This window comes from Burkholderia sp. BCC1999 (assembly GCF_905339975.1).
In the GTDB taxonomy this organism is placed as follows: domain Bacteria; phylum Pseudomonadota; class Gammaproteobacteria; order Burkholderiales; family Burkholderiaceae; genus Burkholderia.
In genome coordinates, this window is sequence record NZ_CAJPHP010000005.1 from 90,452 (window position 1) to 108,424 (window position 17,973).

Sequence of the window (17,973 nt, forward strand, 5' to 3'; positions counted from 1 at the left end):
CGCGGGCTCGCCACGTCGCGCGCCCGCCGCTGACAGCCATCACGCCATTTCCGGCAGCCGGAACACGGCCACCGCGTGCCGCAGCGCGCTCGCCTGCTCGGCCAGCGCCTGCGTCGCGGCCGTAGCCTGCTCGACGAGCGCCGCGTTGCGCTGCGTCGCTTCATCCATCTGCGTGACTGCGACATTCACCTGCTGGATGCCGCCGCTCTGCTCCTGCGACGCGGACGAGATCTCGCCGACGATCGTCGTGACGCGCTGCACGGCGCCGACGATCTCGTGAATCGATTCCCCCGCGCGGCCGATCAGCACCGCGCCTTCGTCGACCCGCTGCGTCGATTGCTCGATGAGCCCCTTGATCTCCTTCGCGGCCGACGCGCTGCGCTGCGCGAGCGTGCGCACCTCCGCCGCGACGACCGCGAAGCCGCGCCCCTGCTCGCCCGCGCGCGCCGCCTCGACGGCCGCGTTCAACGCGAGGATGTTGGTCTGGAACGCGATGCCGTCGATCACCGCGATGATCTCGCCGACCTTCGCCGCGCTGTCGGCGATGCCGTTCATCGTGTGGACGGCATCCGACATCACGCCGCCGCCGGCAGACGCGATATGCGACGCGTCGCGCGCCAGTTGCGCCGCGTGCTGCGCATGCTCGGCCGACTGGCGCACGATGCCGGTCAGCTGGGTCATGCTGGCGGCCGTCTCCTCGAGCGAAGCGGCCTGCGACTCGGTCCGCGCCGACAGATCGTGGTTGCCCGACGCGATCTGCGCGCTCGCGGTCGCGACGGCTTCGGCATGCGTGCGCACCTCGAGCACGACGCCCGACAGGCTCGCCTGCATCGTCTGCAACGCGCGCAGCAGATCGGCGATCTCGTCGCGGCCGGTTGCGTCGACGTCGCGTGTCAGGTCGCCACCCGCGACGGCTTGCGCGCACGCCACCGCACGATCGAGCGGGCGCAGGATCGCGCGACTGAACAGGAACGCGCCGACCATCGCGACGCCGAGCACGACCAGCATCAGCGCGAGGCTTGCGATGGTCGCATGCTGCGCGTCGCGGCTCGCCTGCGCCGACACGGCCGCGCTTTCGTCCGCAATCGACTTCGCGGCCCGCTCCAGCAGCGCAGCGGGCTCACGGTCGACGCCCGCCACGGCCGCATCGCCGGCCGACGGCTCGAAGCCGGCCGCCTTGAACGCGTCGAAGCCGCGCCGGTAACCGTCGCCCATCGCGGTGTGCGCACGCATGAACTGTTCGACGAGCGAGCGGCTCTCGCCGGCCGGCAACTGGCGGACGAGTTGCGCGTCTGGAACGCCTGCCAGTACCGGTCGAGCTTGTCGGGCTGCTTGCCGCGCAGCAGTGTGTCCTTCCATTCCTGCACCTGCAGCTTGAATTGCACGAGCGTGGCCGACACGAGCCGTTCGTCGCCGACGTTCGTCTGCACGTCTTCAGCGAACGTATCGATCGAACGGTTGAGGATGTGGATGCCGTACAGCGCGCCACCGAACATCAGCAACAGCGCGACAGCGAATGCGAGGGGAATCTTGTAGCTCAGCTTCATGGGACCTTGAATCGACGGGGAACGATGCGGCGCGGCACGGGTGCCGGCCGCCGCACCGTGTTAACGGCGCAGGAATCGAGGGCTTAAAGCTGAGGAAAGCGGTGAAGACCGGCGCGCAGCAGGTCGTAGCGAGACACGGTCGATGCGGCATGGGAATCGGCGATGCCGAAATGGACGAACGGGCTTCGCGCGGGAAACGGTGTCGACACGAAAACAACGATCAGCAGCGCGAAAGACGTCAGGACTTTCGACAGTCGGTTCGTCATGCAGCGACGCTGCATCGAAGGCGCGGCACGATCGTGTGCGCAGTTGGTGGCTAACGTATCAGCACGATCCGGTGTGCCGGTAGCGAGCCTGACGTCGCAATCGACACGCGCACCGCCGACCCAAAACGAAAAACCCCTTGATCCTTCCGGATCAAGGGGCTTCGTATTTTGGCGGAGAGGGTGGGATTCGAACCCACGGTACGGGGAAACCGTACGCCTGATTTCGAGTCAGGTACATTCGACCACTCTGCCACCTCTCCTTCCTTACTGCATTTCGCGGTTGGTCGTTTCCGCGAAAGAAAAGATTATAAGACGATCTCTTCCTGGCTGACAAGCCCTCTATGCAAATTTTTTTGCGAGGACTTCGACGGCCTGCGTTACGACGCCTGGGCAGGCGCGTCGATGCGCTCCATGCCGCCCATGTACGGACGCAGCGCTTCCGGCACCGTGACCGAGCCGTCCGCGTTCTGGTAGTTCTCCAGCACCGCGACGAGCGTGCGGCCGACTGCAAGCCCCGAACCGTTCAGCGTGTGCACGAGCTCCGGCTTGCCCTGCGCGTTGCGGAAACGCGCCTGCATCCGGCGCGCCTGGAACGCCTCGGTGTTCGAGCAGCTCGAGATCTCGCGATAGGTGTTCTGCGCGGGCAGCCACACTTCGAGGTCGAACGTCTTCGCGGCCGAGAAGCCCATGTCGCCCGTGCACAGCGTGATCACGCGGTACGGCAGGCCGAGCTTCTGCAGGATCGCTTCCGCATGGCCGACCATTTCGTCGAGCGCCGCGTACGACGTTTCCGGCGCGACGACCTGCACCATCTCGACCTTGTCGAACTGGTGCTGGCGGATCATCCCGCGCGTATCGCGGCCGTACGAGCCGGCTTCCGAGCGGAAGCACGGGGAATGCGCGGTCAGCTTGATCGGCAGCGCGGAGCCTTCGACGATCGACTCGCGAACGGTGTTCGTCAGCGAGATCTCGGACGTGGAAATCAGGTATTGCGTGACCGTGTTCTCCGCGCCGCCCTTCTCGACGCGGAACATGTCGTCCGCGAACTTCGGCAGCTGGCCCGTGCCGTAGAGAATCTCGGGGTTCACGATGTACGGCGTGTACGTTTCGGTATAGCCGTGCTGCTGCGTGTGCGTGTCGATCATGAACTGCGCGAGTGCGCGGTGCAGGCGCGCGATCGGGCCGCGCAGCATCGTGAAGCGTGCGCCGGCAAGCTTCGCGCCCGTCTCGAAATCGAGGCCGAGCGGCGTGCCGACATCGACGTGATCCTTCACCGCGAAATCGAACTGGCGCGGCGTGCCCCAGCGGCGCGCCTCGACGTTGTCGGCTTCGTCCTTGCCGACCGGCACGCTGTCGTGCGCGACGTTCGGCATGCCCAGCATCAGGTCGGACAGGCGCGCCTGGATGTCGCCGAGCTTGGCTTCCGACGCCTTCATGTCGTCGCCGATCCCGCCGACCTCGGCCATCACGGCCGACGTGTCCTCGCCCTTCCCCTTCATCGCGCCGATCTGCTTCGACAGGCTGTTGCGGCGCGCCTGGAGCTCTTCGGTGTGGGTCTGGATCGCACGGCGTTCCGCTTCGAGTGCGGAGAACGCGGCGACGTCGAGGGTGTAGCCGCGATCGGCGAGGCGCTTCGCGACGCCGTCGAGGTCTTTGCGCAGCAACTGGATGTCGAGCATGGGAGGACTTGGAAAATCGTTGTGTAAGACGGGAATTCTAACGCACCGCGCGGCCGCCACGGCACCGGCCGGACGGACAATGCCGCAAACGGGCGGCGGCCGTGGCAACATGGCCTGGCCGGCCCGCACGCCGGCGGCCGGCGAATCGCGGCGCGCCCGACCCTCGCGGATCGCAAAACAGCGGCACCGGCGGGCGGCAACGAATCAGGCGAAGCACCCGGTTTCGCCTCACCGCACCCTGAGGAACCCGATGGCCATCGAACTCGACAAGGATGTCCGCGACCGCGCAATCGCATCGCTGCAACGCTATTTCACAGAAAACATGGACGAGCCGATCGGCAACATCCAGGCCGGCGCGCTGCTGCACTTCTTCGTCGAGGAGATCGCGCCGGCGATCTACAACCTCGCGATCGCCGACGCGCAGGAGCGCCTGCATGGACGCGTCGCGGAACTCGACATCGAATGCCACGAGGAGCCGTTCGAATACTGGAAGAAACAGCAGCCGGGCCGCAAGCGCTGACGGATCGGCGGCGGCGCAGGCCGAACCGGCCCGCGCAACACGCCGTCAGTCCTTCTTGCCGGCCTCGCGGTCGAGGTCGCGCAGCCACGCGAGCTTGTCGGCGATCTTCGATTCGAGCCCGCGCGGCACCGGCTGGTACCAGCGCGGCTCGCGCATCCCGTCCGGCAGGTACGTCTCGCCGGCCGCATACGCATTCGGCTCGTCGTGCGCGTAACGGTAAGCGTGGCCGTAGCCGAGTTCCTTCATCAGCTTGGTCGGCGCGTTGCGCAGGTGCACGGGCACCTCGCGCGACTTGTCCTGCTTCACGAACGCCATCGCCTGGTTGAACGCGTTGTAGCCGGCGTTGCTCTTCGCCGCGCACGCGAGATAGATCACCGCCTGCCCGAGCGCGAGTTCGCCTTCCGGCGAGCCGAGCCGCTCGTAGGTCTCGGCCGCGTCGTTCGCCATCTGCAGCGCGCGCGGATCGGCCAGGCCGATGTCTTCCCACGCCATCCGCACGATGCGCCGCGCGAGATACTTCGGATCGGCGCCGCCGTCGATCATCCGGCAGAACCAGTACAGCGCGCCGTCCGGGCTCGACCCGCGCACCGACTTGTGCAGCGCCGAGATCTGGTCGTAGAAGTTGTCGCCGCCCTTGTCGAAGCGTCTCGCGTTCAGCGTCATCGCGTTGCTGACGAAGTCGGCATCGATCGTCGCGACGCCGGCCGACGTCGCCGCGGTCTGCGCCTGCTCGAGCAGGTTCAGGAAGCGGCGGGCGTCGCCGTCCGCATAGCCGACCAGCGTGTCGATCGCCTTGTCGTCGAACGCGAGGCCGTCGAGCGCGATTTCCTGCGCGCGCGTCAGCAACTGGCGCATCTCGTCGTCGTTCAGCGACTTCAGCACGTACACCTGCGCACGCGACAGCAGTGCCGAGTTGACCTCGAAGCTCGGGTTCTCGGTGGTCGCGCCGATGAAGGTCACGAGGCCCGACTCGACGAACGGCAGCAACGCATCCTGCTGCCCCTTGTTGAAGCGGTGGATCTCGTCGACGAACAGGATCGTGTGGCGGCCGGTACGGTTCAGCGTGTCCTTCGCCTGCTCCATCGACTCGCGGATGTCCTTCACGCCGCCCAGCACCGCCGACAGCGCGATGAATTCGCAGTCGAACGCGAGCGCGGTGAGCCGGGCGAGCGTCGTCTTGCCGACGCCGGGCGGCCCCCACAGGATCATCGAATGCGGCTTGCCCGATTCGAACGCGAGCCGCAGCGGCTTGCCTTCGCCCAGCAAATGCGTCTGGCCGATCACCTCGGCGAGCGTCTTCGGCCGCAGCGCCTCGGCGAGCGGGCGGCGCGGTTCGACTTGAAACAGGTCGGACATGAACCCTCGCTCCACATCAAACAATGGCGGCCGAACCGGCCGCCGGACCCGACATTATGACAGCCGCACGACGGCGCCGCCGCGCCTGGCTCCCGCGGCCCGCGCCTGGTGCCCACGCCTGGTGCCCACGCCTGGTGCCCACGCCCGGTACCCACGCCCGGTGCCCGCGCCCAGAAACAACACGGGCCTGCCGTCGCCGGCAGGCCCGTTGCGGGAGAGCGGCGCGCGGCGCCGGTCAGCCGGTGATCACGTCCGCGCCCTTGGGCACGACGAACTTGAACGTGTCGCCCTTCAGCGGCGGGTTCGTCTGGATGTTCGTGAACGTCAGCAGCGTGACGTTACCGAACACGTCATGCAGCTCCATCGCGGCGAGCGTGCCGTTCCGGAAGCCGATGCCGATCCGCTGGAACTGCGTGTCCTGCGCCTTCGGCAACATCTCGAGCCACTCGATGCCGCCCTTCTCGCCGGCATCGCGCAGCGTGTAGTTCTTGTCGAGATCGTTGCTGCCGAACAGGATCGCTGCCGGGCTCGCGCCCAGCGCGCCGTTCAGCTTGCGCTCGGTGACCTGGTTCAGGTCGCGGTCATACACGTAGAGCTTCTCGCCGTCGGCCTGCAGCACCTGCTGGTACGGCTTCTGGTACGTCCAGATGAACTTGCCGGGACGCGCGAACACGAACGTGCCGCTCGAATTGTCGGTGGGCTTCGGCGCGGCCTGCACGGCGCTCGCGCCCTTGGCCGGCGCCTTGACGATCTGCTGCGTGAAATCGCCCTTCGCCGAACGCACCTGCGACACGAAGGCCTTCAACTGCTCGGTGCCGCCCGCGAACGCGTGCGTCGCCGCGAGCATCAGCGATGCGCCGGCGAGCGCCGCGCCGAGCCAGCGCCGCGTCGAACGAAGGGACATTGCGAACGAATGTTGCTGCATATTGCGGTTTTCTCCCTGGGTGGCCGGCGCTGCGAACGCCGCGGACTCATTCCGCGTCGCGCGCCGGCACAAGAATTTCGCGGTTGCCGCTCGACGACATCGCGGACACGAGCCCCGACTGTTCCATCTGCTCGAGCAGCCGCGCCGCACGGTTATAGCCGATCCGCAGGTGGCGCTGCACGAGCGAGATCGACGCGCGGCGGTTCTTGATGACGATCTCGACCGCCTGGTCGTACAGCGGATCAGACTCGCTGCCGCCTTCACCGGTTCCCGCGCCGGCCGAGCCCTCGTCACCGTCGGCGGTGCCGCCTTCGAGCAGGCCCTCGACGTAGTTCGGCTCGCCCTGCTCCTTGAGCTTGTCGACGACGCGATGCACTTCGTCGTCCGCGACGAATGCGCCGTGCACGCGCACGGGCAGCCCGGTGCCGGGCGGCAGGTACAGCATGTCGCCCATTCCGAGCAGCGACTCGGCGCCCATCTGGTCGAGGATCGTGCGCGAGTCGATCTTCGACGACACCTGGAACGCGATCCGCGTCGGCACGTTCGCCTTGATCAGGCCCGTGATCACGTCGACGGACGGACGCTGCGTCGCGAGGATCAGGTGGATGCCGGCCGCGCGCGCCTTCTGCGCGATCCGTGCGATCAGTTCCTCGACCTTCTTGCCGACGACCATCATCAGGTCGGCCAGCTCGTCGATCACGACGACGATGTTCGGCAGACGGCCGAGCGGCTCCGGATCCTCGGGCGTCAGGCTGAACGGATTCGGGATCTTCTCCTCGCGCTTCGCCGCATCGTCGATCTTGTTGTTGTAGCCGGCAAGATTACGCACGCCGAGCTTGCTCATCAGCTTGTAGCGGCGCTCCATCTCCGCGACCGTCCAGTTCAGCGCGTGGCCGGCCTGGCGCATGTCGGTGACGACCGGGCACAGCAGGTGCGGAATGCCTTCGTAGACGCTCATTTCGAGCATCTTCGGATCGATCAGGATCAGGCGCACCTGTTCGGCGGTGGCCTTGTACAGCAGCGACAGGATCATCGCGTTGATCCCGACCGACTTGCCCGAACCGGTCGTGCCGGCCACCAGCAGGTGCGGCATCTTCGCGAGGTCCGCGCACACGGGCTTGCCGCCGATGTCCTTGCCGAGGCTCAGCGTCAGCGCCGACGAGGCGGCCGCATACACCTCGGAGCCGATGATCTCGGACAGGTGCACCGTCTGGCGGCGCTGGTTCGGCAGTTCGAGCGCCATGTAGTTCTTGCCGGGGATCGTCTCGACGACGCGGATCGACACGAGCGACAGCGAGCGCGCGAGGTCCTTCGCGAGGTTGACGATCTGGCTGCCCTTCACACCGGTGGCCGGCTCGATCTCGTAGCGCGTGACGACCGGGCCCGGATACGCGGCGACGACGCTCGCCTCGACGCCGAAGTCCTTCAGCTTCTTCTCGATCAGGCGCGACGTGAATTCGAGCGTATCGGCCGAAATCGCTTCCTGCGTCTTCGGCGCGGGATCGAGCAACGACACCGGCGGCAGCGTCGAATCGCCCGGCAGGTCGGTGAACAGCGGCACCTGCCGCTCGCGCTCGACGCGCTCGGACTTCGCCGGCGTGACGACCGGCGGCACGATCGTCACTGGCTCGTGATCCTCGATGCGCACGCGCTCCTCTTCGACCTTGCCTTCGCGGCGCACGGCCGCGGCCTCGCCGAGCTTGCGGTCGCGCTCGGCCTCGCGGCGCAGCTTCGCGACGTTGACGGCGGACAGGATCGCGCCGCCGACGCGCTCGGCAACCGACAGCCACGAGAAGCGGAAGTACAGCGACAGGCCGATCGAAAGCGCGATCAGCAGCAGCAGCGTGCCGCCGGTGAAGCCGAACGCGTGCGACATCGCACCGGCGACGGCCTCGCCGACGACACCGCCCGGTGCGCGCGGCAACTGCACCTTCAGCGACCACATGCGCAGCGCCTCGATGCCGTCGCACGCGAGCACGACCAGCACGAACGCAAAGATCTCGGTGAGCCAGCCGATCGGCCGCTCGGGTTCGTCGGGAATCGCCTCGTGGCGCGTGATGCGGCGGTAGTTGACGGCGATGCGCCGCCCGAGCGGCACGATCAGCCAGTAGGCCGACAGGCCGAACAGCAGCAGGATGATGTCGGCCGTCCACGCGCCGACGCGACCGGCCCAGTTCGAGATGTGATCGACCTGGGCGGCGTGCGTCCAGCTCGGATCGCGCCGGCTGTAGCTCAGCAGGGCCATCACCAGAAAGGCGCAGAGCGCGACCTGGAGAATCCAGCGGATCTCCGTGAGGAGCTTCGACATCCGGTGCGGCAACGCCTGTGCCTGGGCGGAATAAGGAGCTTTTGCCATGAATCCGTATAAAGAGGACGGGCCATGCGCCCGCCTGTCGTTCGATCCCGCTTATTGTAAACGCTGCACCGGGCCACCAAGTGTAAATGACGGTTACATAACAGGGACGGGGTGCCGAACCGGCCGGCCGCGCACGCTCGAGACCGGCCGGCCGTGCCGGCCCGGAACGCGTGCGACAACGCGCCGCCGCGCACCGGCGGGACGCCCGGCCTGCCGCGCCGGCACGGGCGGCTCGCCGCGAAACGCTATCGCGACGATTGAAACTCTCGTTCGGCAACGCAGCAACGGGGCCTTTATAATGCGCGTCTGATACCCATCTATGACGGCATCCCGGTCAACCCGGATCGTACGGCGAGCCCTACCCCGCCCGCCACGGCCGCCTTTTACGGATTCGCACATGTCCACGCCCAAACACGCCAAAGTCCTGATTCTCGGTTCCGGCCCCGCCGGCTACACGGCTGCCGTCTACGCGGCACGCGCCAACCTGTCCCCGGTGCTGATCACCGGCATCGCGCAGGGCGGCCAGCTGATGACCACGACCGACGTCGAAAACTGGCCGGCTGACGCGAAAGGCGTGCAGGGTCCGGAGCTGATGGCGCGCTTCCTCGAGCACGCCGAGCGCTTCAACACCGAAATCGTCTTCGACCACATCCACACCGCGAAGCTGCACGAGCAGCCGATCCGCCTGATCGGCGACTCGGGCGAATACACGTGCGACTCGCTGATCATCGCGACCGGCGCGTCCGCGCAGTATCTCGGCCTGCCGTCCGAAGAACACTTCATGGGCAAGGGCGTGTCGGCCTGCGCGACCTGCGACGGCTTCTTCTATCGCGGCCAGGAAGTCGCGGTGATCGGCGGCGGCAATACGGCCGTCGAGGAAGCGCTCTACCTGACGGGCATCGCGAAGAAGGTCACGGTGATCCACCGCCGCGACAAGTTCCGCGCGGAACCGATCCTGATCGACCGCCTGCTGGAGAAGGAAAAGGAAGGCGCCGTCGTGATCAAGTGGGATCACGTGCTCGACGAAGTGACGGGCGAGGATTCGGGCGTCACGGGCCTGCGCATCAAGAACGTGAAGACCGGCGCGACGGAAGACCTCGCCGTGCAGGGCGTGTTCGTCGCGATCGGCCACAAGCCGAACACCGACCTGTTCCAGGGCCAGCTCGAGATGAAGGACGGTTACATCCTGACGAAGAGCGGCCTGCACGGCAACGCGACGTCGACGAGCGTCGCCGGCGTGTTCGCTGCAGGCGACGTGCAGGACAACGTGTATCGCCAGGCGATCACGAGCGCGGGCACGGGCTGCATGGCCGCACTCGACGCGCAGCGCTACCTCGAAAGCCTGCACGACAAGAAGTAAGCCGCGAGCCTGACCGCGCCGGGCGCTACAATGGCGTCCGCTGCCGCGAAGCGGGCCCGACCGGAAAGCCGCTGCCGCCGTGCAGCGGCTTTTTTTTGCCCGCGCGCCCGAACGCGCCTGCCCCGTTACCGAATCATGGCGAAGAACCAGCCCCATCCGAGCGATCCCGCGAAGCGGAAGATCGCCGCCCGTCCCGCGAACCCCGCGCCGGCCGCCCCGCCGCCCGCGCCCGATCCGGCCGCGTTGCGCGGCCAGGGCCTCGCGGGCCTCGGCGCATTGCGCAAGTCGCTGCAAGGCGAAGCCGAGCGCCGCGAACGCACGCGCGTCGAAACCGCGAAGGCAGAGCGCAAGGCGGAAGCCGACGCGAACCTGTTCCGCAACGAAATCGGCTCGATCCGGCCGCTGAACGCGCCGCCGCGCGCGTCGTCGGGCCGCACGCCGCCCGACCCGGTGCCGAAGCAGACCCAGCGCGACGAGGAAGCCGTGCTGAACGCGACGCTGTCCGACGAATTCGATCCCGAGACGCTGCTCGACAGCGACGACTCGCTGTACTACCACCGCCCCGGCATCAGCCGCGACGTCGTGCGCAAGCTGCGCAGCGGCGCGTGGATCGTGCAGGCGCAGATCGACCTGCACGGGATGCGGCGCGACGAGGCGCGCGATGCGCTCGCCGAATTCATCCGCGAAGCCGGCAAGAAGGGGCTGCGCTGCCTGCGCGTGATCCACGGCAAGGGGCTCGGCTCGATCGGCAAGGAACCCGTGCTGAAAGGCAAGGTGCGCGCGTGGCTCGTGCAGAAGGAAGAAGTGATCGCGTTCTGCGAGGCGCGCGGCAACGACGGCGGTGCAGGCGCGGTGCTCGTACTGCTGCAGCCGCATGCGGCGCCGGCCGAGCGGGGGCCGCGTGCCGCATCCTAGGCTGACGCTCGCGATCGCGATACTGGAGGCGATCGCCACGCTGGCCTTCGCGATTTCGGGCTTCATCGAGGCGCGCAAGAACCGCCTCGACTCGGTCGGCACGTTCGTCGTCGCGCTCGCGACCGCGTTCGGCGGCGGCACGCTGCGCGACATCCTGCTCGAGCGCCGGCCGTTCTACTGGGTCGTGCACGACGACTACGTGATCGCGATCTTCGTGCTCGCGCTGTTCGCGCCGTTCGTGCTGCGGATGCTGTCGCGACTGTCGGCCGAACGGCTGCTGCTGATCGCCGACGCGATCGGGCTCGGCATCTTCAGCATCTCGGGCACGGCGATCGCGCTCGACGCCGAGATGCCGCGCTTCATCGCGGTGATGATGGGCGTGATCACCGGCGTGGTCGGCGGGATCGTCCGCGACGTGCTGTGCAACGATATCCCGCTGATCCTGCGCGATTCGCGGCCGTACGCGACCTGCGCGTTCGTCGGCTGCTGGTTCTATCTGCTGCTCGTGTGGCTGCAGTTCGACTCGGTGTACAGCGTGCTGCTCGCGACCGGCTTCATCCTCGTCGCGCGGCTCGCGACGTTCAAGTTCGACGTGCGGCTGCCGCACTGATCGCCACGCCCGCGGCCACGTCGGCCGCATCACGCAAACAAAAGGGGCCGTTCGACACGGCCCCTTGCTCTTTCGTTCGGCGCAACCGCCGCGTCACGCGATCCGCTCTTCCGATGCCGGATCGAACAGCACGGCCTTCGACACGTCGAACAGCAGCGACTGCGTCTGCCCCGGCTGCGGGTTCGCGGCCGGATGCACGCGACTCACGATCCGCTTGCCGTTCACCTGCGCGAACACGTGCGTATCCGGCCCGGTCGGCTCGGTCACGTCGACGCGCACGTCGATCGGCTGCAGCGTCGACGCCTCGCCGTGGTGTGCGTTGCGCGCGTCGGTGATGCGCTCCGGGCGCAGCCCGAGGATCACCTCGCGGCCCACGTGGCCGTTCATCCGCTTCGCGTCGAACGGCAGGTTCAGCGCGCTGCGCGCGAGGCCCGTGTCGATCTCGAGCGCGATCCCGCTGCCCTGCTCGACCAGCTTGCCGTTGATGAAGTTCATCGGCGGCGCGCCGATGAAGCCCGCGACGAACAGGTTCGACGGCGAATCGTAGATCTCCTGCGGCGCGCCGAACTGCTGGACCACGCCGTCCTTCATCACCGCGATCCGGTCGCCGAGCGTCATCGCCTCGATCTGGTCGTGCGTCACGTAGACGATCGTCGTGCCGAGGCGCTGGTGCAGCAGCTTGATTTCCGCGCGCATCTCGATACGCAGCTTCGCGTCGAGGTTCGACAGCGGCTCGTCGAACAGGAACAGCGACGGATCGCGCGCGAGCGCGCGGCCCATCGCGACGCGCTGGCGCTGGCCGCCGGACAGCTGGCCGGGCTTGCGGTCGAGCAGGTGCTGGATCTGCAGCATCTGCGACACGCGGTCGACGATCTGCTGCTGTTCGTTCTTCGGCACCTTGCGGATGTTCAGGCCGAACGAGATGTTCTCGCGCACCGTCATCGACGGGTACAGCGCGTACGACTGGAACACCATCGCGATGTCGCGATCCTTCGGCGACAGGTCGTTGACGACCTTGCCGTCGATGCAGATCTCGCCGCTCGTGACCGTCTCGAGCCCGGCGATCATGTTGAGCAGCGTCGACTTCCCGCAGCCCGACCCGCCGACCAGGATCAGGAACTGTCCGTCCTCGATCTCGATGTCGACACCCTTCAGGACCGGCACCCCGTTCGGGTAGGTCTTGTACACGTCACGGATGGAAAGGCTTGCCATGCTGTGAATCCTCTGTCTCGTCTCGCGCGGCGCACTCGGGCGCCGCGTCGGGTTCGTTTCGATGGGCCGCGCGTCGTGCGCGGCCGGTTCGTCGTATCGGATAAAGCCGCGCCTACCCCTTCACCGCGCCCGCCGTCAGCCCGCGCACGAAGTAGCGGCCGGCGACGATGTAGACGAGCAGTGTCGGCAGCGCGGCGATGATCGCGCCGGCCATGTCGACGTTGTATTCCTTCACGCCCGTCGACGTGTTGACGAGGTTGTTCAGCGCCACCGTGATCGGCATCGAATCGACACCGGAGAACACGATCCCGAACAGGAAGTCGTTCCAGATCTGCGTGAATTGCCAGATCAGGCACACCATGAAGATCGGCAGCGACACCGGCAGCAGGATCTTCGTGAAGATCGTGAAGAAGCCCGCGCCGTCGATGCGCGCGGCCTTCACCAGCTCGGCCGGCACGCTCACGTAGAAGTTGCGGAAGAACATCGTCGTGAACGCGATCCCGTACACGACGTGCACGAACACGAGGCCCGGAATCGTGTTGGCGAGGCCGAGCATCCCCTGCAGGCGCGCCATCGGCAGCAGGATCACCTGGAACGGGATGAAGCAGCCGACCAGCATCATCGTGAACAGCGCGTCGGCGCCGCGAAAGCGCCAGTGCGTGAGCACGTAGCCGTTGAACGCGCCGATCAGCGACGAGATCAGCACGGCCGGGATCACCATCTGCAGCGAGTTCAGGAAGAACGGCTTCATCCCGTCGCAACGCACGCCGGTGCACGCTCCGCTCCATGCCTTCACCCACGGATCGATGGTCCAGGTCGTGGGCGGCGTCAGCAGGTTGCCGGTGCGCAGCTGGTCGAGATCCTTGAACGACGTCGACAGCATCACGTAGATCGGGAACAGGAAATACAGCGCGAACAGGATCAGTGCCGCATAGATCACTGCCCGGCTGATCGTCATCTTAGGCTGCATTGCGGGTGCTCCTCGATTCCATATACATCAGCGGCACCAGCACCGCGACCACGGTCGCGAGCATCATCACCGAGGACGCCGCGCCGAGGCCGAGCTGGCCGCGGTTGAACGAAAACGTGTACATGAACATGGCCGGCAGCGACGACGACGTGCCGGGGCCGCCTGCCGTCAGCGCGACGACGAGGTCGAAGGTCTTGATCGTTATGTGGCACAGGATCAGCAGCACCGAGAAGAACACCGGGCGCATGCTCGGGATCACGATCTTGCGGTAGATGGTCGGCAGCGTCGCGCCGTCCACCTGCGCGGCCTTGAAGATCTCCGCATCGACACCGCGCAACCCCGCGAGGAACAGCGCCATCACGAAACCGGTCGACTGCCACACGGCCGCGATCACCACGCAGAAGATCGCCTTGTCCGGATCGCCGAGCCAGTCGAACGAGAAGCTCGTCCAGCCCCAGTCGTGCATCACCTTCTCGAGGCCGAGGCCCGGGTTCAGGATCCACTGCCACGCGGTGCCGGTGACGATGAACGACAGCGCCATCGGGTACAGGAAGATCGCGCGCAACGCGCCTTCGTTGCGGATCCGCTGGTCGAGCAGGATCGCGAGGAACAAGCCGAGCGCGACGCAGACCGCGATGAACGGAATCCCGAACCAGCCGAGGTTCGCGGCGGAGGTCCACCACACGTCGTTCTGGAACAGGTCCGTGTAACGGCCGAAGCCGTCGAATTCGTAGTTCGGCAACAGCCGCGAGTTGGTCAGCGACAGATAGCCGGTAATCAGGATGAAGCCGTAGATGAACACCACGGCGATCGCGACGCTCGGCGCAAGCACGAGCTTCGGAATCCAGCGATCGGCGAAGGCCGACATCGGCGACGTACGCCGCGCGGCGGCAGCGCCGGATCCGTTTCCGTTAAGAGGGGCAGCCACTTGATTCGACTCCTGGAACGAGGGCGACGCAGGCCGGGCCGGCGCCAGGTACGGCACGGGCCCGCGGGCGAGCCCGTTTGCTGCACATGCAAAAACGCCCGGCCGATGAAGCGCTTCCGGCCGGGCGCCTGTCGCGCGTTACTTGACCTTCGCGGCCTTCGCGAGCGCGGCGACCGCGCTCTTCGAATCCTGCTGCGAGTTCATGAACTTCGTCACGACGTCCGTGATCGCGCCGGCGGTCGCGTCGCTTTGCGCCATCCCGTGCGCGAGCGACGGCACGAAGCCGCCCGACTTGATCGCGGTCTGCTCGTCGGCGTACGACTTCTTCGCGCAGTCGTCGAACTTGTCCATCTTCACGCCGAGGCGCACCGGCACCGAACCCTTCAGCAGGCTGAACTGCTCCTGGAAGTCCGGCGTCATGATCGTCTTCGCGAGCGCGAGCTGGCCCGGCGTCGCGGCCTTCTCGCCCTTCTGCTGGAAGAACACGAACGAGTCGACGTTGAACGTGTACGAATTCGCGGTGCCCGGCACCGCTGCGCAGATGTAGTCCTTGCCCGCCTTCTTGCCGGCGTTCTCGAACTCGCCCTTCGCCCAGTCGCCCATGAACTGCATGCCGGCCTTGCCGTTGATGACCATCGCGGTCGCGAGGTTCCAGTCGCGGCCGTTGCGGCCGGTATCGAAGTAACCCTGGATCTTGCGCACCGTGTCGAACACGGACAGCATCTGCGGCGACGTCAGCGTCGCCTGGTCGAGGTCGACCAGCGCCTTCTTGTAGAACGCGGGGCCCTGCGACAGCACGACGTCTTCCCACAGCGTCAGGTCCTGCCACGGCTGGCCGCCCATCGCGACCGGCTGGATGCCCGCGGCCTTCAGCTTGTCGGCCACCGCGAAGAATTCGGGCCAGGTGGTCGGCACCTTCGCGCCGACCTTGTCGAGCGCGGCCTTGTTGATGTACAGCCAGTTCACGCGGTGCACCGAGAACGGCGCGGCGACGGTATGGCCCTTGTACTTGATGATCTTGTCGATTTCCGGCGGCAGGTTCTGCTTCCAGTCGCCGGCAGCGGAATCGATGTTGACGAGCACGCCCTGGTCGGCCCAGTCCTGGATCAGCGGGCCCTTGATCTGCGCGGCCGACGGTGCGTCGCCGCTGATCACCTTGGTCTTCAGTGCAGTCATCGCCGCGGCGCCGGCGCCGCCCGCGACCGCGAAGTCCTTCCACACGTAGCCCTGCTTCTGCACGTCGTCCTTCAGCACGCCGACGGCCTTCGACTCGCCACCCGAGGTCCACCAGTGCAGCACGGTTACATTCTCGGCCGCCTGCGCCGCCACGGCGCCAGCCATCAGACCCGCGGCGCAGAGCGCACCCATGATCGAGCGAACTTTCATTACTTATCTCCTCCAGACTGAATCAACTCGTGAGGTTCCCTGACCGGGAACCGGCTTCTTGATAACGACGGGGAAATCGAGCCGCGGGACGCATGCAGCGTACGGGGCCGATGACCGGCCGGGCTCTTACAGAAAGCGTGAATCGAGATTCAACGGCGTGTCTCCTCTTTGTGTTTCTGGCCCGCCGCGATGATGCGACGCGAGCCCGGGGCCGACGGCGCGCGGACGATGCGCGCCGCCAATGTCCGATAACATTCGGCACAAGGCGCCCCCGAAGGTGAAGCTCGCGCAGTTCATCGACTGCACTTCTTTTTTTCTTCACCCAGGTGCTACCCCTTGCGGCGGATTGTAGTTAAACTACAATTCAGTGTCAAAAATATTTTTATCGCACTACGGATCGCTTCCCAGCACCCCCAACACGGCGGAGACACATGCATACCGATTCCAGCTTTACCTTCGTACTTTTCGGCGGCACCGGCGATCTGTCGATGCGCAAGATACTGCCCGCGCTGTTCGAAGCGCACCGCGCGAACATGCTGGCGGAGAGCGGCCGGATCGTCGCCGTGGCACGACATGAATCGGATCGGGCGGGCTATCTCGAGTGGGTCGACACGCACGTGAAGCCGCATGCGGAGAAAGCCGCCGGCAAGGCGTTCGACGAAGCCGCGTGGAAGTCCTTCCTCGATCGCATCGAGTACGTGAAGCTCGACCTCGGCCGCGCGGAAGACTACGTCGTGCTGCGCGACGCGATCGCATCGCTGCCCGGCATCCGCGTGTTCTACCTCGCGACGGGCCCGTCGCTGTTCGTGCCGATCTGCAAGGCGCTCGCGTCGGTCGGCCTGAACGAAGGCTCGCGCATCGTGCTCGAGAAGCCGCTCGGCTACGACCTGAAATCGTCGAACGCGATCAACGACGCGGTCGGCGAGATCTTCGCGGAGGGCCAGATCTACCGGATCGACCACTACCTCGGCAAGGAGCCGGTGCAGAACCTGCTCGCGCTGCGCTTCGGCAATGCGCTGTTCGAACCGCTGTGGCGCCGCGAATGGGTCGAGAGCATCCAGATCACGATCGCCGAGGAACTCGGCGTCGAGGCGCGCGGCGATTTCTACGACAATACGGGCGCGCTGCGCGACATGGTGCAGAACCACCTGCTGCAGCTGCTGTCGATCGTCGCGATGGAGCCGCCGCATTCGATGGATTCCGACTCGGTGCGCGACGAGAAGCTGCGCGTGCTGCGCGCGCTGAAACCGGTCGATCCGCGCGACATCGGCAAGGTGGCCGTGCGCGGCCAGTATCATGCGGGCGTGATCAAGGGCGCGCAGGTGCCGGCGTATGCGACCGAGCCGGGCGTGAAGCCCGACAGCCAGACCGAAACCTTCGTCGCGCTGAAGGTCGAGATCGAGAACTGGCGCTGGGCCGGCGTGCCGTTCTTCCTGCGCACCGGCAAGCGTCTCGCCGATCGCGTAGCCGAGATCGTCGTGAATTTCCGCCCGGTGCCGCACTCGGCGCTCGGGCCCACGGCATTGCGCCCCGGTTCGAACCGCCTCGTGATCCGGCTGCAGCCGAACGAGACGATCCGCCTGTACTGCCTCGCCAAGCAGCCGGGCGAAGGGATGAACCTCGCGAGCGTGCACCTCGACCTCGCGTTCGACCAATTCTTCAAGGAAGGGCAGATGGAGGCGTACCAGCGCCTGCTGCTCGACGTGATCAACGGCCGGCTCGCGCTGTTCGTGCGTCGCGACGAACAGGAGGCCGCATGGCGCTGGGTCGAGCCTATCCTGAACGAATGGGCGCGCACGCTGAAGCCGCCGAAGCCGTATGCGGCGGGCACGTGGGGGCCGGCCGCGGCGAGCGCGATGCTCGCGCAGCACGACACCTGCTGGCTCGAAGAAGAGAACTGATGTAAACGTAGCCGCGCACGTCATCGCACGCGGCTACGTGCT

14 protein-coding genes, 1 tRNA gene and 1 pseudogene are annotated in these 17,973 nt (G+C 66.7%); 5 read left to right on the plus strand and 11 right to left on the minus strand.

The annotated features are described in order from the left end of the window. Positions 1 to 39: 39 nt before the first annotated feature. From U5809_RS08625 to serS, 4 genes and pseudogenes are all read right to left on the minus strand, one after another. Positions 40 to 1,547, minus strand: a pseudogene (locus U5809_RS08625) (methyl-accepting chemotaxis protein). A gap of 83 nt (positions 1,548 to 1,630) precedes the next feature. After that, complete coding sequence (locus U5809_RS08630) at positions 1,631 to 1,813, minus strand: hypothetical protein (RefSeq protein ID WP_322086169.1); 183 nt, start codon at positions 1,811 to 1,813, stop codon at positions 1,631 to 1,633. Positions 1,814 to 1,982: 169 nt separating this feature from the next. Beyond that, positions 1,983 to 2,073 (minus strand) — tRNA-Ser (locus U5809_RS08635). A gap of 117 nt (positions 2,074 to 2,190) precedes the next feature. Next, a complete protein-coding gene (gene serS, locus U5809_RS08640; protein WP_282506938.1) occupies positions 2,191 to 3,492 on the minus strand; it encodes a serine--tRNA ligase in 1,302 nt (433 codons plus the stop codon). A 250-nt stretch (positions 3,493 to 3,742) separates the two neighbouring features. Here serS and U5809_RS08645 point away from each other — a divergent pair, with 250 nt between their 5' ends. Continuing rightward, the gene (locus U5809_RS08645; RefSeq protein WP_282506937.1) at positions 3,743 to 4,012 is read left to right on the plus strand and encodes a DUF2164 domain-containing protein; all 270 of its coding nucleotides are present in this window, start codon (positions 3,743 to 3,745) and stop codon (positions 4,010 to 4,012) included. 45 nt (positions 4,013 to 4,057) lie between these two features. Here U5809_RS08645 and U5809_RS08650 read toward each other — a convergent pair whose 3' ends face one another. From U5809_RS08650 to U5809_RS08660, 3 genes are all read right to left on the minus strand, one after another. Continuing rightward, positions 4,058 to 5,368, minus strand: coding sequence for a replication-associated recombination protein A (locus U5809_RS08650; protein WP_176049322.1), 1,311 nt, complete (start codon positions 5,366 to 5,368; stop codon positions 4,058 to 4,060). A gap of 235 nt (positions 5,369 to 5,603) precedes the next feature. Next, positions 5,604 to 6,293, minus strand: a complete 690-nt coding sequence (gene lolA / locus U5809_RS08655; protein ID WP_176049323.1) for an outer membrane lipoprotein chaperone LolA — start codon at positions 6,291 to 6,293, stop codon at positions 5,604 to 5,606. A 46-nt stretch (positions 6,294 to 6,339) separates the two neighbouring features. Continuing rightward, positions 6,340 to 8,649: a DNA translocase FtsK gene (locus U5809_RS08660; RefSeq protein ID WP_322086170.1), complete on the minus strand. Its 2,310-nt coding sequence runs from the start codon at positions 8,647 to 8,649 to the stop codon at positions 6,340 to 6,342. Between the two features lie 397 nt (positions 8,650 to 9,046). On the opposite strand from U5809_RS08660, the gene trxB reads away from it, so the two are divergent. From trxB to U5809_RS08675, 3 genes are all read left to right on the plus strand, one after another. Beyond that, complete coding sequence (gene trxB / locus U5809_RS08665; RefSeq protein WP_166957305.1) at positions 9,047 to 10,009, plus strand: thioredoxin-disulfide reductase; 963 nt, start codon at positions 9,047 to 9,049, stop codon at positions 10,007 to 10,009. 135 nt (positions 10,010 to 10,144) lie between these two features. Beyond that, positions 10,145 to 10,924, plus strand: a complete 780-nt coding sequence (locus tag U5809_RS08670; protein WP_176049325.1) for a Smr/MutS family protein — start codon at positions 10,145 to 10,147, stop codon at positions 10,922 to 10,924. Next, positions 10,884 to 11,534: a trimeric intracellular cation channel family protein gene (locus U5809_RS08675; RefSeq protein WP_176049326.1), complete on the plus strand. Its 651-nt coding sequence runs from the start codon at positions 10,884 to 10,886 to the stop codon at positions 11,532 to 11,534. The genes U5809_RS08670 and U5809_RS08675 overlap by 41 nt, the downstream gene beginning before the upstream one ends. 93 nt (positions 11,535 to 11,627) lie before the next feature. On the opposite strand, the gene U5809_RS08680 is transcribed toward U5809_RS08675, so the two are convergent. From U5809_RS08680 to U5809_RS08695, 4 genes are all read right to left on the minus strand, one after another. After that, the gene (locus tag U5809_RS08680; RefSeq protein ID WP_176049327.1) at positions 11,628 to 12,746 is read right to left on the minus strand and encodes an ABC transporter ATP-binding protein; all 1,119 of its coding nucleotides are present in this window, start codon (positions 12,744 to 12,746) and stop codon (positions 11,628 to 11,630) included. Between the two features lie 112 nt (positions 12,747 to 12,858). Then, on the minus strand, positions 12,859 to 13,716 hold the full coding sequence (locus tag U5809_RS08685) for a carbohydrate ABC transporter permease (protein ID WP_043181722.1): 858 nt from the start codon (positions 13,714 to 13,716) through the stop codon (positions 12,859 to 12,861). After that, positions 13,706 to 14,644: a carbohydrate ABC transporter permease gene (locus tag U5809_RS08690; RefSeq protein ID WP_176049328.1), complete on the minus strand. Its 939-nt coding sequence runs from the start codon at positions 14,642 to 14,644 to the stop codon at positions 13,706 to 13,708. Before U5809_RS08690 ends, U5809_RS08685 begins: the two co-directional genes overlap by 11 nt. A gap of 138 nt (positions 14,645 to 14,782) precedes the next feature. Next, positions 14,783 to 16,030: an ABC transporter substrate-binding protein gene (locus U5809_RS08695; RefSeq protein WP_060229382.1), complete on the minus strand. Its 1,248-nt coding sequence runs from the start codon at positions 16,028 to 16,030 to the stop codon at positions 14,783 to 14,785. A gap of 431 nt (positions 16,031 to 16,461) precedes the next feature. Between U5809_RS08695 and zwf the strand changes: the two genes are divergently transcribed. Beyond that, positions 16,462 to 17,931, plus strand: coding sequence for a glucose-6-phosphate dehydrogenase (zwf, locus tag U5809_RS08700; RefSeq protein ID WP_322086171.1), 1,470 nt, complete (start codon positions 16,462 to 16,464; stop codon positions 17,929 to 17,931). Positions 17,932 to 17,973 lie beyond the last annotated feature (42 nt).